Genomic DNA, 13,381 nt, shown 5'->3' on the forward strand with positions numbered 1-13,381 from the left:
GCGGGACCCATGGCGAAGGCAGCGAAGAAGGCGGCGAAACCCCGCTCGGCGGGCTGGACAGGCGTCTATGAAACGCTGCGCCACGACATCCTGTCGCTGGCGCTGGCACCGGGCGAGCTGCTCGATGAAATGAGCCTGTCGCGCCGCTTCGGCTTCTCGCGCTCGCCGATCCGCGAGGCCCTGATCAGGCTCTCCTCCGATGGCCTTGTCGTCAACCTGCCCAACCGCACCACCATCGTCGCCCCGGTCGACATCGCCCGCTTCCCGCAATATGTCGACGCGCTCGACCTGGCGCAGCGCATCAACACGCGCCTTGCCGCGGAACTGCGCACGGAAGCCGATATCAGGGACATCGAGGCCGCCCAGCAGGGCTTCATCGCTGCGGTGAAGTCGAAGGACCACCTTGCCATGTCGGAGGCCAACAAGCACTTCCACATGGCCATCGCGCGGGCGGGCAGGAACGCCTGGTTCGCCGCTTTCTACGAGAAGCTGCTCGACGAGGGACGCCGCATCCTGCACCTCCATTTCGACTACATCGAGCGCACCAATGACGGCCGCCTCCTCACCGACGAGCATGAGGAGATGATCAAGGCCATCCGCGCCCGTGACGTCGCCCGTGCCGACCGGCTGGCGCATGATCACTCGCGCCAGTTCCGCGACCGCTTCCTCGATTTCCTGCGCGCCAACTACAGTTCCTCGATCGACCTCGATGCACCGGGGCCCTCCACCGCGCGCCGCTGACACTTGACGGGATTTCGACATCGTTATATCTCGTTGGATATAACGAATCGAAGGAGACTGGACGTGATCACGCGCCGGAACCTTGCCACGGGGCTCCTGGCTTCGGCCCTTGCCCTGGCGGCCTTGCTGCCAATGCCCGTTGGCGCCGCGGAGAAGGTGACGGTCTTTGCCGCCGCCAGCCTGAAGAACGCGCTGGACGAGGTGAGCGCAGCCTGGATGTCCAGCGCGGGCAAGGAAACCACCAATTCCTACGCGGCCAGTTCGGCCCTGGCCAAGCAGATCGAGTCCGGCGCTCCTGCCGACGTCTTCATCTCGGCCGATCTCGACTGGATGAAATACCTGGCGGAGAGGAATCTGGTGGCGGCAGGCAGCGAGGTGCAGCTGCTGGGCAATGAACTGGTGCTGGTGGCCCCGGCCGGGTCCACCGCCACGGCCACCATCGCACCGGGCTTCGACCTTGCGGGCCTTCTGGCTGGCGGCAGGCTGGCGGTGGGCGACGTCAAGTCGGTGCCTGCCGGCAAATATGCCAAGGCGGCGCTGGAGAAGCTGGGCGTCTGGCCCAGTGTGGAGAACAGTCTCGCCCAGGCCGAGAACGTGCGCGCCGCGCTGAAGCTCGTCGCGGCCGGCGAGGCGCCGGCCGGCATCGTCTATCAGACCGATGCACGCGAGGACGACAAGGTGAAGGTGCTGGCCACCTTCCCGGCGGACACACACCCGCCCATCATCTATCCCGCCGCCCTCATGGCGGCTTCGCAGAATGCCGATGCGGCGGCCTTCGTGGCCTTCCTCCAGACGCCGGCCGCGCTGGACATCTTCCGGGCCCACGGCTTCACCATTCTCGCCGGCAAGTGAGCATGGCAAAAAAGCCCGCAGCACCTTGCGGCGCTGCGGGCTCAGATGGATGTCTTGCGGCTGAAGCTTACTGACTTACGAAATCAATGGGCGCGGGCGGCGCGCAGCGGATGGGCAACACCTTCCACCGCAACGGCTTCGCCGGCGGCCTCGAGCAGCATGTCCTTCTTGCGCTGCAGGTCGACCTGCACGGTGATCAGCTTGGCGCGCAGCGTGTTGTTCTGCTCGGTGAGCAGGTTGACGATCCGGTCGAACTGGCGGATCTTTTCCTCACGGATGGCAACTTCCTCGGTCCGGCGGGTGCCGTCGGCGGCCATGCGATGGGACAGTTCCAGAATGTCGTTCTCGGTGGAGGAGGCGAGATACTCAGCCCCGAACCCCACGAGCAGGCTCACCAGCGTCAGCGCACCGGCAGCCGCCAGCATGGTGGAGTCTTCCGGCAGCGCCCACACGAAACCGGCGAGCGGCAGGCTGATCAGCAGCAGCGCCTTGCACATCATGCGAAGAACACGGCGTTTCGCGGCGGTCATGCTCAACTTCCTCCAGCAACCGCCACACCGGGCGGGTGTGGCACAGCGCGCAGGTTTACCAGAAGGCGCACTCGGTAAGGTTACGTAGCAGTTTTACCATATGATTCAATACAATCCTTTTCACGACTTTGGCCGAGGATGCGTCGGATTGTCGCATGTACTGTAAACTCTGCCATAGCCAAGCAGTGCGTGATTCGCATGCCTTGGCCCTTCTTCTGGCCCAGCCATGCACCCATCGCGCAGCTCATACACTCAGAATTGTGGAGGGCGCCCGTTCTGGCACCGTCCCTCCCGCAATGCGAGGCTTGTGGCCACGCCCGGCCGGTGCCTACTATCTCCCTGCATGCAAAGGAAAAAGTAACCTCTGCATGCGGCGCGGGGGTTGGCTATGTCGAGTGCGTATAATTCGTCCAGCAGCGTGGTGTGGCTCCCGGCCGGCAGCGGCTTTCATTCTCCATCACGCCCCTCTGGCGACGCAGTCTACATGTTCGCCCTGCGCTTTGCCGGCCACCTGGCCTATTTCAAGCTTGCTTCCACGCTCCTGCTGCAACAGGGGCTGAGCAATGGCGGGGTGGTGGTGGCGACGGCGGCCTTCGCCCTGGGCTGCCTTGCTGCCTCACGGTGGATTGCCGGGCTGCGGCGGGTTGCCGCCGAACCTCCCCATCCGGCGGCCCTGCCGCTGCTCGGCGCCACCGCCGTCCTGATCGCGATGATGGTCATGGGCCCGGTGATCTCCACCCTCCTCCCGCGCCACCCGGAGCGCGCGCTCGAGCTCATGCCACTGATCCCCGCCTGGTTCGCCCTTCTGGCGCCCCCCTGCACCGGCTTCATCGCCGCCCAGATCCTCACGGCCCGCCGTCCCACCCGCACCTGACGGCGCACCCCGTCTCCAGACCGAAAAGCCGCCTGCCCATGGGGCAGACGGCTCTGGAAGATGGTAGCGGGAGAGGGAGTTGAACCCCCGACCCCAGGATTATGATTCCCGTGCTCTAACCAACTGAGCTACCCCGCCGAAGTGGCGCGGATATAGGGCGGCGGCGGGCGGCAAGTCAAGCCGTGTGTTGGTCCTCCGGGCCATGGTCGTGGTCATGGTCGTGATCGGTGTCGCGGTCCTTCTGGATGAAGGTGCGGTAGATCGAGATGAACAGGAAATAGAGGCTCGCCGCGATCCACACCCAGAGCTGCACCGTCTCCACCTTGCCCCAGTTCGCCCGGTCCTTGGCCTGGATTATGAGGGAGAGCGACATGGCCGCCCACAGCACCGTCATCGGCACGGTGATCTCGCGCCAGTGCTGCACGCGCAGCGGGTGCACGAACTTGATGGGGATGAAGGTGAGGACGCAGAGGAAGGCGATGGTGATGATGTTGGTGAGCGGCCCCGTCTGCAGGATGAAGAAATACAGCACCACCACGTTCCAGATCGCCGGGAAGCCGACGAAGTAATAGTCGTCCGACTTCATGCCCACATTGGCGAAGGTGTAGCAGGACACCGCCATGATCGCCGCCGCCGAGATCAGGCTCCAGGTCTGGCCCGAGAAGAAGAAGTCGAGCGGCGTCATGTCGAACCAGTAGACCATGAGGGCCGGCACCGCGACATAGGTGAAGAAGTCGATGACGTTGTCGAGCGTGCGGCCGTCGACATTGGGCGTATATTCGAGGACCCGGGCCTTGCGGGCCAGCGTGCCGTCCACCCCGTCCACGAACAGGGCGAGGCCCAGCCACATGAAGGCCGCCACGGGGTCGTTCTTCAGCACCGAAACGAGTGCCAGGAAGCCGAGGACGATACCGCAGGTGGTGAAGGCATGGACCGCCCACGCGACACCCTTCTTCACATCGCGGTCGATGTTGGGGTGCAGGTTGATCTTGGCCAAGGCACGGATTCTCCCATGTGAGACCCGACTATAGGAAAGCCGACTGCCGGAGGCAAATGTCTAGCCCAGCGTGTGCGGTCACGGGCGTGTGCGGAAACGGCGGTGCGGAGGGGAGGTTTCAGCCGCGCGCGATGAATCCGCCGCCCAGCACCCGCTGGCCGGGCCCCTCACCGGCGTAAATGACGCAGGCCTGCCCCGGCGAGACGCCATATTCCCCGCCCCTGATGGTGACGACCGGCCGCTCGCCGTCCAGCCGGATGTCGGCCGGCACCGGCGGCCGGGCCGAGCGGATCTTGGCGAAGACGGCCCGCGGCACCTCGGTCAGCGACTCGCCCAGCCAGTTAAGGTCGCCGACGCGAATGTCCTCCTGCCGCAGCGCCTCGCGCGGGCCGACGATGACGCGCTTCGCCTTCGCATCGATCTGCACCACGTAGAGCGGCTCCGCCCGGGCGATGCCGAGGCCCCGGCGCTGGCCGATGGTGTAATGGATGATGCCCTCGTGCCGCCCCAGCACCCGGCCATCGAGGTGCAGGATGTCGCCGGGCTCCACCCCCTCGGGCCGCAGCTTGCGGATGAGGGACGCATAATCGCCATCGGGCACGAAGCAGATGTCCTGGCTGTCGGGCTTGTCGGCCACCGCGAGGCCGAGATCGGCGGCAATCGCCCGCGTCTCCGCCTTGGTCAGCGTGCCCAAAGGAAAGCGCAGGTAGTCGAGCTGCGGCTGCGTGGTGGCGAAGAGGAAATAGCTCTGGTCGCGGGAGAGGTCGGCCGGCGTGAACATGTCGCGCCGTCCCGAGCCATCGCCGCGCGCCCGGCTCTCGACATAATGTCCCGTCGCCAGCACCGCGGCGTCGAGCTCCCGGGAGCGTGCGAGGAGGTCGGCGAACTTGACCGTGCGGTTGCAGGTCACACAGGGGATCGGCGTCTCGCCGGCGAGGTAACTCTCCACGAAATCGTCGATCACCGCTTCCCTGAAGCGCGATTCGAAGTCGAGCACGTAATGCGGAATGCCGATGGCGGCGGCGGCGCGCCGCGCGTCGTGGATGTCCTGGCCGGCACAGCAGGCGCCCTTCCGGCGGATCGCTTGCGCATGGTCGTAAAGCTGCAGCGTGATGCCGACGACATCGAAACCCGCCTGCTTCAGCAGCGCCGCCGTCACCGTCGAGTCGACCCCGCCCGACATGGCGCAGACCACGCGGATTCCCGCCGGGTCGCCTGCAAGGCCAACCGTTTCGCGCACGCCATCGATGAGGGCCTGACCGATCATGCCGCCTAGATGGGGGATGGCGCTCATAATGTAAACGGCTTCCGGTGCCCGGTTGTAGCGAAATGGGACCGCCGGAGTCCGCCCGTTTGGGAAATCTTCAGAACTACTTAGGCGATTTTTAAGAGGCGGGGCATAGGCTTGGGGCCAGTGAGTAAGGTGCGTATCGAGTTGGTTGAGTCCTTCATGAACGGTCAGTTGCGTTCCCGCGTCAATTACGTCATCGGCCCCGATGGCAGCCCGCTGACGGTTGCCGACCTGCCGCCCCCCGGCAATCAGCGCTGGGTGATCCGCCGCAAGGCGGAGGTGGTTGCGGCTGTCCGGGGTGGTTTGTTGAGTTTGGAAGAGGCGTGCGACCGCTACGTCTTGACCGTGGAAGAGTACCTCAGTTGGCAGCGGTCGATCGACCGCCACGGGCTCGCTGGCCTGCGGACCACCCGCATCCAGGATTACCGGGCGTCCTAAGTCTCTGCAAAGAAGTTGAGTAGCGGGGCCGGAGCTTTCTCCGGCCCCTTTTCATTGTTGCAGCCCTTCCCATTGCACGCCGATGTGGCAGATTGCGGCGATGAAGCTGCTTGTCCTCCACGCCCATCCGCGCCTTTCGACTTCCGTCGTCCAGCGCGCCATGCTGCACGCCCTCTCGGGGCTTGAAGGCGTCAGCCTCGTTGACCTCTATGCCGAATACCCCGCCATGGACATCGACGTGGCGCGCGAGAAGCAGCGCCTCATCGACCATGACGTCATCATCCTGCAGCATCCCTTCTACTGGTACTCGAGCCCCGCCATCATCAAGGAGTGGCAGGACCTGGTGCTGGAGAATGGCTGGGCCTATGGCCCCGGCGGCACGAAGCTCGCCGGCCGCTTCCTGATGCAGGCCATCTCGACCGGCGGGCCGGAACAGGCCTACCACACGCAGGGCCGCAACCGCTTCGCGATCACCGAGCTGCTCGCCCCCTTCAACCAGACGGCCTATCTCTGCTCCATGGCCTATCTGGCGCCCTTCGTGATCCATGCGGGCCGCCGCATGTCCGCACCCGAACTCTCCACCGCCGCCGAACGCTACCGCGACCTCGTCGTCGGCCTGCGTGACGGCACGATCAATCCGCTCTCCCGCCTCGCACCCGGCTACAAGCTGCCGCCGCATTTTCCGGAAGGGATCGTCCGATGAACCCGCAGGACCTCCTTCTCGGCGCCTTCATCTATTTGGCCGCTGCCGTCATCGCCGCCCCCATCGCCACCAGGCTGGGGCTCGGCTCGGTGCTGGGCTATCTCGTCGCCGGCATGATCGTCGGTCCCTCGGTGCTGGGCCTCATCGGGCGCGAGGGGGCGGACGTCATGCATTTCGCCGAATTCGGCGTGGTGGTGATGCTCTTCCTCGTCGGCCTCGAGCTCCAGCCCTCGAAGCTGTGGGAGCTGCGCCGCCCGATCATCGGGCTGGGCGGCCTGCAGGTCGTCATCACCGCCGCGGTGATCGGCGGCGGCGCATTCCTGATCGGCTTCGACTGGAAGGCCGCACTGGCGACGGGCCTCATCCTCGCCATGTCGTCGACGGCCATCGTGCTGCAGAGCCTGAACGAGCGCGGGCTGCTCAAGACCACCGCCGGGCAATCCTGCTTCTCCGTGCTGCTGTTCCAGGACATTGCGGTGATCCCCATCCTCGCCTTCCTGCCGCTGCTAGCTGCAACCCAGGCGCATGACGCGCATGGCGCGACTCTCATCGGCGACCTGCCGGGCTGGGCGCAGACCGTGGCGGTGCTGGGTGCCGTCGCCATCATCGTGCTCGCCGGCCGCTTCCTCACCAGGCCGCTCTTCCGCCTCGTGGCCGAGACCGGCATCCGCGAGGTCTTCGTCGGCCTCGCGCTGGTCATGGTGGTGGGCATCGCGCTGCTCATGCAGCTCGTGGGCCTCTCCGCCGCGCTGGGCACCTTCCTCGCGGGCGTGGTGCTGGCCGAGAGCGAATACCGCCACGAGCTCGAAATGGACCTCGAGCCCTTCAAGGGCCTGCTGCTTGCCGTCTTCTTCATCGCGGTGGGCGCGGGCATCAATTTCGGGCTCCTGCTCAGCCAGCCGCTGCTGATCCTGGGCCTCGTCCTCGGTTTCATCGCGGTCAAGCTCGCGGTGCTGTTCATCCTCGCCCGCCTCTTCGGCATGTGCACGCCCGATGCCTCGCGCTTCGCCTTCTCGCTGGCGCAGGGTGGCGAATTTGCCTTCGTGCTGATTTCCTTTGCCGCGGGCCTTGCCCTTCTCGACGCCGAGCAGGCGGGCCTGCTCGTCGCCGTCGTCGCCCTCTCCATGGCCGCGGCCCCGCTGCTGATGATCTTCGACTCCAAGGTGGTGCAGCCCCGCTTCGATGGCGAGGGCACATCGCGCGCGGATGACAGGATCGAGGAGTCCGGCACAAGGGTGATCATCGCCGGCCACGGACGGTACGGCATGACGGTGGGCCGCCTCCTCTCCGCCAGCGGCATCCGCGCCGTGGTACTCGATCATGATGCCGAGCAGATCGATGCGCTCAGGAAGTTCGGCTACAAGGTCTATTACGGCGACGCCTCGCGCCCCGACCTGCTCGAAGCAGCGGGGGCTGGCGAGGCGCAGGCCCTCGTCATCGCCATCGACGACAAGGAAAAGGCGCTGGAGATCGTCGAGACGGCGCGCCGCCACTTCCCGAAGCTCCGCATCCTCGCCCGCGCCTTCGACCGCGTGCATGCCTACCGGCTGTTCAACGCGGGTGTCGAGGATGTCTATCGCGAGGTCTTCGCCTCCTCCGTCGACATGGGCGAGCAATTGCTGGTGCGCCTCGGCGTCCACCCCTTCGAGGCTCACCGCGCCGCCAACCGCTTCAAATCCCACGACGAGAAGCTCATCCGCCGCGCGGCAAGGCACGTCGACGACACCCAGCGCCTGATCGACCTCGCCCGGCAGGGCAGCGAGGAAATCGAGCGCGTGCTCGCCACCGACATGGGCGGCGTCCATGTTTCGCCCGACCACGGCTGGGAAGCGCCGGACGCGACGCGGGGGGAATCATAAATGCCGACCGTCATCCCGGCGAAAGCCGGGACCCCGCTTTCTTTCCTCATAAGCGGATGCAAAGCTAGGCCCCGGCTTTCGCCGGGGTGACGGCCGCTACAGGGGGATGCATCCCCCCGCGCCCTGCGCTAAAAGCCCGCCATCGCATTTCGAGAAAGCCCCGATGGCCGACAACATCCACGACGTCCAGATCGACCCCCGCAACCTGAACATCCTCATCTCCGTCAACGGCACGCTCACGCCGCGCGCGGAGGCCATGGTCTCCGTCTTCGACTCCGGCTTCATCCTGGGCGATGGCGTGTGGGAGGGGCTTCGCATGGTGAAGGGCGGCGTGCCCTTCCTGCGCGAGCACATCGAGCGGCTCTATGAGGGGGCCAAGGCCATCTTCATGGACATCGGGCTCACACCGGACGAACTGGTGAAGCGCCTCTTCGACTGCCTCGATGCCAACAGGATGGAAGACGGCGTCCACATCCGCCTCATGGTCACCCGCGGCGTGAAGGCCACCCCCTACCAGGACCCGCGCGTGACGATCGGCAAGCCCACCATCGTCATCATCCCCGAATACAAGACACCGAACCCGGAGAAGAGCGCCAAGGGCCTGTCGCTCCACACCGTCAATGTGCGGCGCGGCTATCCGGACGTGCAGGACCAGAAGCTCAACTCGCATTCCAAGCTCAACTGCATCACCGCCTGCATCCAGGCCGCCAATGCCGGTGCCGACGAGGCGCTGATGCTCGACCCGCACGGCTTCGTCGCCACCTGCAACTCCACCCATTTCTTCATCGTGCGGCGCGGCGAGCTGTGGACCTCGACGGGGCAATACTGCATCCCCGGCATCACGCGCGGCAACATGATCAGGCTCGCGAAGGACCTCGGCATCCCGGTCTTCGAGAAGCCCTTCTCGCTCTATGACGTCTATGGCGCCGACGAGGCCTTCGTCACCGGCACCTTCGCCGGCCTCATCCCGGTGCGCGTCATCGACGGCCGCCCGGTGCGCAATCCTCTGTCCACGGAGGACTGGTCGGGTGCGGGGCCCGTCTCGCGCCGCCTGTCCGAGGCCTACAAGGCGCTCTGCGTGAAGGACGCGCGGAGGAGCCTCTGAGCATGAGCACCAACATCGCCATGTGGTCGGGCCCGCGCAACATCTCGACCGCCATGATGTATTCCTTCGGCAACAGGCCGGATTGCGTCGCCTGGGACGAGCCCTTCTACGCCTTCTCGCTGGTCCACCACGGCAACGACCACCCGATGCGGGACGAGATCATCGCCGCGGACGAGTCCGACTGGGACAGGCTCGTCGCCAGGTGCACGGCCCCCGCGGCAAGGCCCGTCTTCTACCAGAAGCACATGACCCACCACATGCTGAGGGGCTGGGACCGAAGCTGGATCAGGGGCCTCACCAACGCCTTCCTCATCCGCGCGCCGGAGCGGGTGCTGACGAGCTATACGAAGAAGTGGTCAGACGTCACGCTGCGCGACATCGGCTTTGTCGAGCAGGCGGAGATCTTTGACATGGTGGCCGATCACCTGGGGTCCGCGCCGCCGGTGGTCGACACCGACGATATCCTCATCAACCCGCGCGCCACCCTCACCCGCCTGTGCGAGGCTTGCGGCATTCCCTTCGACGAGGCGATGCTGTCTTGGCCCTCCGGCCCCAAGCCCTTCGACGGCGTCTGGGCCCCGCACTGGTACAATGCCGTTTGGGCGTCGACGAGCTTCGGCGCGCCGCCGCCCGAACCGCCGCCGCTGCCCGCGCATCTCCAGAAGATCGCGGATGAGGCGCGGCCCTATTACGAGCGGCTGCGGCAGTACAAGCTGTAACGCCCCGAGCTCATCATGCCCGGGCTCGTCCCGGGCATCCTCTATGGCACGCGCAAAAAAGATCGCCGGGACAAGCCCGGCGATGATGTGTCTCTATGATCTCGCGGCGTATCACCGCATCGCGGCGGCGACCTGCAGTGGCATGGCGGCGCCGAAGCCCATGGCGTCCTTCTCCGCCAGCATCTCGGCGCGGCGCAGTTCCTGCTCCTCGTTGGCGAGGTGCAGCTGCGCCTCGCCCAGCTGGTCCTTCAGCTCGCCGATCGAGCGCAGCAGGTTGTCGCGCCGCGCGCGCGCCGACTTGGCGGAGAGCGAATAGTTGAAATGGCTGGGGTCGGAAACGCCAGTGCGGCTTTCCTCGAACTTCACCTGGGCATCGAGATCGTCGAACTTCCGGGTGAAGTCCTGGATCATGAACTCGATGTCGGCAACCTGGCGCCGCTTTTCCTCGGTGCGGAATCGGTGCAGCCGGAGGAGCGTTTCGCGTGAACGCATGATGGACCCCTTACTCTACTCACAACACTCTGGGCGACGCCCAAAGCGCCCCCTTCCCACGATTCGCCGAATCAACTACGCAAGAGATTCCGGCAGTCGTGCTGTCACATGATGACCCGGGTAAGCTTAAGGGGCGGTTACCGGACAGTCGTGCCGGTCCACAGGGGTTTTGGCGCTGTCGCGCTGCTGTTGGCATCAAGATGTAGCGGTCATGGGGAATCGGCCCCTACATCTCGGTTAACGAGTCAACAGGAATCTGCGGTGGGATTAGGGTTTGTTAACCTTTCCCGTCTTATCTTGAGCAGCATCGTTAACGGTTAGTTGTGCGCCAAGGCCCGGTCAGGCCGCGCAAACCGGAATGCCCCGGCAGGGGCTGGGGACCATAGGGGATTCGAGATGAGGGTATTGCTGATCGAGGATGATACCGCGACGGCCCAGAGCATCGAACTGATGCTCAAGTCTGAAGGTTTCAACGTCTACACAACCGACCTGGGCGAAGAAGGCGTCGATCTCGGCAAGCTCTACGACTACGACATCATCCTGCTGGACCTCAACCTGCCGGACATGTCGGGCTACGAAGTGCTGAAGACGCTGCGGGTGGCCAAGGTCAACACGCCGATCCTCATTCTCTCCGGCCTCGCCGGCATCGAGGACAAGGTCCGGGGCTTAGGGTTCGGCGCCGACGACTACATGACCAAGCCCTTCCACAAGGATGAGCTGGTGGCGCGCATCCATGCCGTCGTCCGCCGCTCCAAGGGCCATGCCCAGTCGGTGATCGTGACGGGCGATCTCTGCGTGAACCTCGATACCAAGACCGTCGAAGTGGGGGGTGCCCGCGTCCACCTCACCGGCAAGGAATACCAGATGCTGGAGCTGCTCTCGCTCCGCAAGGGCACCACGCTCACCAAGGAAATGTTCCTCAACCACCTCTATGGCGGCATGGATGAGCCCGAGCTCAAGATCATCGACGTCTTCATCTGCAAGCTCAGGAAGAAACTCGCCAATGCGGCGGGCGGCAAGAACTTCATCGAAACCGTCTGGGGCCGCGGCTACGTGCTGCGCGAGAATGCGCCGCCGATGGGCGAAGAGATCCGCGAAAGCGCATAAGTTACACGCTCATTGCACGAAAGGCCGCCCGGTGGGCGGCCTTTTCGCTATCGGGCTGGCCTGATCGCGAAGCGCCGGGCCCTCAGGCCGCCTTCACCAGCACGTCCGCCCCGTCCATGTCCATCGCCAGCGACAGCCCGGCGGAGCGCGCCAGCTGCTTGGCGTAGTAGGGCTGCACCAGGCGCGCGTCGAGTGCGGTGAGTTCGGTCGTGCCCGCCAGCACGCCGGAGATCGGCTCCGGCACCTTGGCGCGGTCGCCCGCGGCACGCGCCGTGAAGGTGTCACCCTCGACGGTGACGGTGACGAGCCCGCCGCGCGGGATCCCCGCCATCGCCATCAGCATCATGTTGAGGACGAGCTTCACCTGCTGCTTCGGGCGGTTCTCACGCGGGGCGTTCCACTCGAGCTTCACCTTTTCGTCGCCGACGAAGGCCTTGGCGATCTCTCCCGCCTCGCCCATGTCGATCAGCGCGCCGGCGGAGCCCGCGGCACCGAAGGCGATGCGGCAGAACTTCAGCTTGGCGGCGGCCGTCTTGGCGGAACTGCGCACCATGTCCAGCGCCGTTTCCTTGGTTTCGGCATCCATCTCCGGGTCGTCGATCAGCTCGAGGCCATTGGCGATGGCGCCCACCGGCGAAATCACGTCATGGCAGACGCGGCTGCACAGCAGCGCGGCCAGGTCGAGGTCGGAGAGTTTCGCGTCCACGGGGGCGAGGTCGGACATGGCGGTTCCTTGGAGAGCGGGTGATTCGTGTGACTGTTGTACCACCGGGCCTTAAATATTTCCGCATTGACGGCCCGGCATTTCGCGACCATGAAACGCCCAAATTTCGCGCCGGAGTGCTCCTTTCGATGACCCGCCTTCCCTCCCCCCTGATGCAGTCCCTCATCGACCTGTCGATCCGCGCCGGAGCCGAGATCATGGCGATCTATGCCACCGATTTTTCCGCCAAGGAGAAGGGCGACCTGACGCCGGTGACGGAAGCCGACGAGGCGGCGGAACGCATCATCCTCACCGGCCTGTCGCGCATCGACGGCTCCATTCCCGTGATCTCCGAGGAGGCGGCCTCTGCCGGCCGGATCCCGGAGGTTTCAACCAGGTTCTTCCTCGTCGACCCGCTCGACGGCACCAAGGAATTCATCTCGAAGAACGGCGAGTTCACCGTCAACATCGCGCTCGTCGAACATGGCGAACCGGTGGCGGGCGTGGTCTACGCCCCGGCGCTCAAGCGCATCTTCTGGGGCGAGAAGGGCGTGGGCGCCGCCCACGGCAAGGTCGAGAACGAGGTTGCCGGCCACTGGCATCCGCTCGGCGTGCGTGCGCTGCCGGCCGACGGGGCAACCGTGGTGGCCTCGCGCTCCCACCGTGACCAGGCCACCGAGGACTGGCTGAAGAAGGTCAAGGTCAAGTCGCTGTGCTCGGCTGGTTCCTCGCTCAAGTTCTGCCTCGTCGCTGCGGCGGAAGCCGATCTCTACCCGCGCTTCGGCCGCACCATGGAGTGGGACACGGCGGCCGGCCACGCCGTGCTGCTGGCGGCGGGCGGCAAGGTGCTCACCGTCGAGGGCCCGGCGCTGACCTATGGCAAGCGGGCGCGCGGCTACGACAATCCGGGCTTCATCGCCAGCGCGTAAAAGGCGCTCGTTTGGCTTGAGGAAGCGTTAACCAACGCGCA

15 protein-coding genes and 1 tRNA gene are annotated in these 13,381 nt (G+C 65.5%); 10 read left to right on the forward strand and 6 right to left on the reverse strand.

What is annotated here, in order from left to right; all coding sequences use genetic code 11:
* Window positions 1-9 precede the first annotated feature (9 nt).
* Both DK847_RS01315 and modA read left to right on the forward strand, forming a co-directional pair.
* Window positions 10-741 carry a GntR family transcriptional regulator gene (locus DK847_RS01315; RefSeq protein WP_111195812.1) on the forward strand — a complete coding sequence of 244 codons (732 nt, stop codon included), beginning with the start codon at window positions 10-12 and terminating at the stop codon, window positions 739-741.
* 39 nt (window positions 742-780) lie between these two features.
* Window positions 781-1,593, forward strand: a complete 813-nt coding sequence (modA, locus tag DK847_RS01320) for a molybdate ABC transporter substrate-binding protein (RefSeq protein ID WP_425358677.1) — start codon at window positions 781-783, stop codon at window positions 1,591-1,593.
* A gap of 83 nt (window positions 1,594-1,676) precedes the next feature.
* Here modA and DK847_RS01325 read toward each other — a convergent pair whose 3' ends face one another.
* Window positions 1,677-2,123: a hypothetical protein gene (locus DK847_RS01325; RefSeq protein WP_146256002.1), complete on the reverse strand. Its 447-nt coding sequence runs from the start codon at window positions 2,121-2,123 to the stop codon at window positions 1,677-1,679.
* A gap of 484 nt (window positions 2,124-2,607) precedes the next feature.
* On the opposite strand from DK847_RS01325, the gene DK847_RS01330 reads away from it, so the two are divergent.
* Window positions 2,608-2,997 carry a hypothetical protein gene (locus tag DK847_RS01330; RefSeq protein WP_111195814.1) on the forward strand — a complete coding sequence of 130 codons (390 nt, stop codon included), beginning with the start codon at window positions 2,608-2,610 and terminating at the stop codon, window positions 2,995-2,997.
* 61 nt (window positions 2,998-3,058) lie between these two features.
* On the opposite strand, the gene DK847_RS01335 is transcribed toward DK847_RS01330, so the two are convergent.
* The 3 genes from DK847_RS01335 to mnmA all read right to left on the reverse strand — a co-directional run bounded on the left by DK847_RS01335 (window position 3,059) and on the right by mnmA (window position 5,261).
* Window positions 3,059-3,135: transfer RNA gene (locus DK847_RS01335), tRNA-Met, on the reverse strand.
* Window positions 3,136-3,172: 37 nt separating this feature from the next.
* A complete protein-coding gene (locus tag DK847_RS01340) occupies window positions 3,173-3,994 on the reverse strand; it encodes a CDP-alcohol phosphatidyltransferase family protein (RefSeq protein ID WP_161957092.1) in 822 nt (273 codons plus the stop codon).
* Window positions 3,995-4,112: 118 nt separating this feature from the next.
* Window positions 4,113-5,261: a tRNA 2-thiouridine(34) synthase MnmA gene (gene mnmA / locus DK847_RS01345; RefSeq protein WP_193548168.1), complete on the reverse strand. Its 1,149-nt coding sequence runs from the start codon at window positions 5,259-5,261 to the stop codon at window positions 4,113-4,115.
* Window positions 5,262-5,444: 183 nt separating this feature from the next.
* On the opposite strand from mnmA, the gene sciP reads away from it, so the two are divergent.
* The 5 genes from sciP to DK847_RS01370 all read left to right on the forward strand — a co-directional run bounded on the left by sciP (window position 5,445) and on the right by DK847_RS01370 (window position 10,109).
* Window positions 5,445-5,723, forward strand: coding sequence for a CtrA inhibitor SciP (sciP, locus tag DK847_RS01350; protein WP_111196308.1), 279 nt, complete (start codon window positions 5,445-5,447; stop codon window positions 5,721-5,723).
* Window positions 5,724-5,823: 100 nt separating this feature from the next.
* A complete protein-coding gene (locus DK847_RS01355) occupies window positions 5,824-6,426 on the forward strand; it encodes an NAD(P)H-dependent oxidoreductase (RefSeq protein WP_111196309.1) in 603 nt (200 codons plus the stop codon).
* The gene (locus DK847_RS01360) at window positions 6,423-8,285 is read left to right on the forward strand and encodes a monovalent cation:proton antiporter-2 (CPA2) family protein (protein WP_111195816.1); all 1,863 of its coding nucleotides are present in this window, start codon (window positions 6,423-6,425) and stop codon (window positions 8,283-8,285) included. The genes DK847_RS01355 and DK847_RS01360 overlap by 4 nt, the downstream gene beginning before the upstream one ends.
* Before the next feature lie 163 nt (window positions 8,286-8,448).
* Entirely contained in the window at window positions 8,449-9,390 is a 942-nt protein-coding gene (locus DK847_RS01365; RefSeq protein WP_111195817.1) for an aminotransferase class IV, read from the forward strand.
* A gap of 2 nt (window positions 9,391-9,392) precedes the next feature.
* Complete coding sequence (locus DK847_RS01370) at window positions 9,393-10,109, forward strand: sulfotransferase-like domain-containing protein (RefSeq protein ID WP_204508202.1); 717 nt, start codon at window positions 9,393-9,395, stop codon at window positions 10,107-10,109.
* 111 nt (window positions 10,110-10,220) lie between these two features.
* Here DK847_RS01370 and DK847_RS01375 read toward each other — a convergent pair whose 3' ends face one another.
* Window positions 10,221-10,601: a flagellar export protein FliJ gene (locus DK847_RS01375; RefSeq protein WP_111195818.1), complete on the reverse strand. Its 381-nt coding sequence runs from the start codon at window positions 10,599-10,601 to the stop codon at window positions 10,221-10,223.
* 396 nt (window positions 10,602-10,997) lie between these two features.
* On the opposite strand from DK847_RS01375, the gene ctrA reads away from it, so the two are divergent.
* Window positions 10,998-11,708, forward strand: a complete 711-nt coding sequence (gene ctrA, locus DK847_RS01380) for a response regulator transcription factor CtrA (protein WP_111195819.1) — start codon at window positions 10,998-11,000, stop codon at window positions 11,706-11,708.
* A gap of 82 nt (window positions 11,709-11,790) precedes the next feature.
* On the opposite strand, the gene chpT is transcribed toward ctrA, so the two are convergent.
* Entirely contained in the window at window positions 11,791-12,432 is a 642-nt protein-coding gene (gene chpT / locus DK847_RS01385) for a histidine phosphotransferase ChpT (protein ID WP_111195820.1), read from the reverse strand.
* Between the two features lie 128 nt (window positions 12,433-12,560).
* On the opposite strand from chpT, the gene cysQ reads away from it, so the two are divergent.
* Complete coding sequence (cysQ, locus tag DK847_RS01390; RefSeq protein WP_111195821.1) at window positions 12,561-13,340, forward strand: 3'(2'),5'-bisphosphate nucleotidase CysQ; 780 nt, start codon at window positions 12,561-12,563, stop codon at window positions 13,338-13,340.
* Window positions 13,341-13,381 lie beyond the last annotated feature (41 nt).

Origin of the sequence: Aestuariivirga litoralis (genome assembly GCF_003234965.1) — a bacterium.
Taxonomy (GTDB): domain Bacteria; phylum Pseudomonadota; class Alphaproteobacteria; order Rhizobiales; family Aestuariivirgaceae; genus Aestuariivirga; species Aestuariivirga litoralis.

Coding starts and splice junctions, on each gene's coding strand:
- DK847_RS01315 (WP_111195812.1), top strand. CDS start 10: ATGGCGAAGGCAGCGAAGAAGGCGGCGAAACCCCGCTCGGCGGGCTGG.
- cysQ (WP_111195821.1), top strand. CDS start 12,561: ATGACCCGCCTTCCCTCCCCCCTGATGCAGTCCCTCATCGACCTGTCG.
- DK847_RS01370 (WP_204508202.1), top strand. CDS start 9,393: ATGAGCACCAACATCGCCATGTGGTCGGGCCCGCGCAACATCTCGACC.
- sciP (WP_111196308.1), top strand. CDS start 5,445: ATGAACGGTCAGTTGCGTTCCCGCGTCAATTACGTCATCGGCCCCGAT.
- DK847_RS01365 (WP_111195817.1), top strand. CDS start 8,449: ATGGCCGACAACATCCACGACGTCCAGATCGACCCCCGCAACCTGAAC.
- DK847_RS01325 (WP_146256002.1), bottom strand. CDS start 2,123: ATGACCGCCGCGAAACGCCGTGTTCTTCGCATGATGTGCAAGGCGCTG.
- DK847_RS01360 (WP_111195816.1), top strand. CDS start 6,423: ATGAACCCGCAGGACCTCCTTCTCGGCGCCTTCATCTATTTGGCCGCT.
- DK847_RS01375 (WP_111195818.1), bottom strand. CDS start 10,601: ATGCGTTCACGCGAAACGCTCCTCCGGCTGCACCGATTCCGCACCGAG.
- DK847_RS01330 (WP_111195814.1), top strand. CDS start 2,608: ATGTTCGCCCTGCGCTTTGCCGGCCACCTGGCCTATTTCAAGCTTGCT.
- ctrA (WP_111195819.1), top strand. CDS start 10,998: ATGAGGGTATTGCTGATCGAGGATGATACCGCGACGGCCCAGAGCATC.
- chpT (WP_111195820.1), bottom strand. CDS start 12,432: ATGTCCGACCTCGCCCCCGTGGACGCGAAACTCTCCGACCTCGACCTG.
- DK847_RS01355 (WP_111196309.1), top strand. CDS start 5,824: ATGAAGCTGCTTGTCCTCCACGCCCATCCGCGCCTTTCGACTTCCGTC.
- mnmA (WP_193548168.1), bottom strand. CDS start 5,261: ATGATCGGTCAGGCCCTCATCGATGGCGTGCGCGAAACGGTTGGCCTT.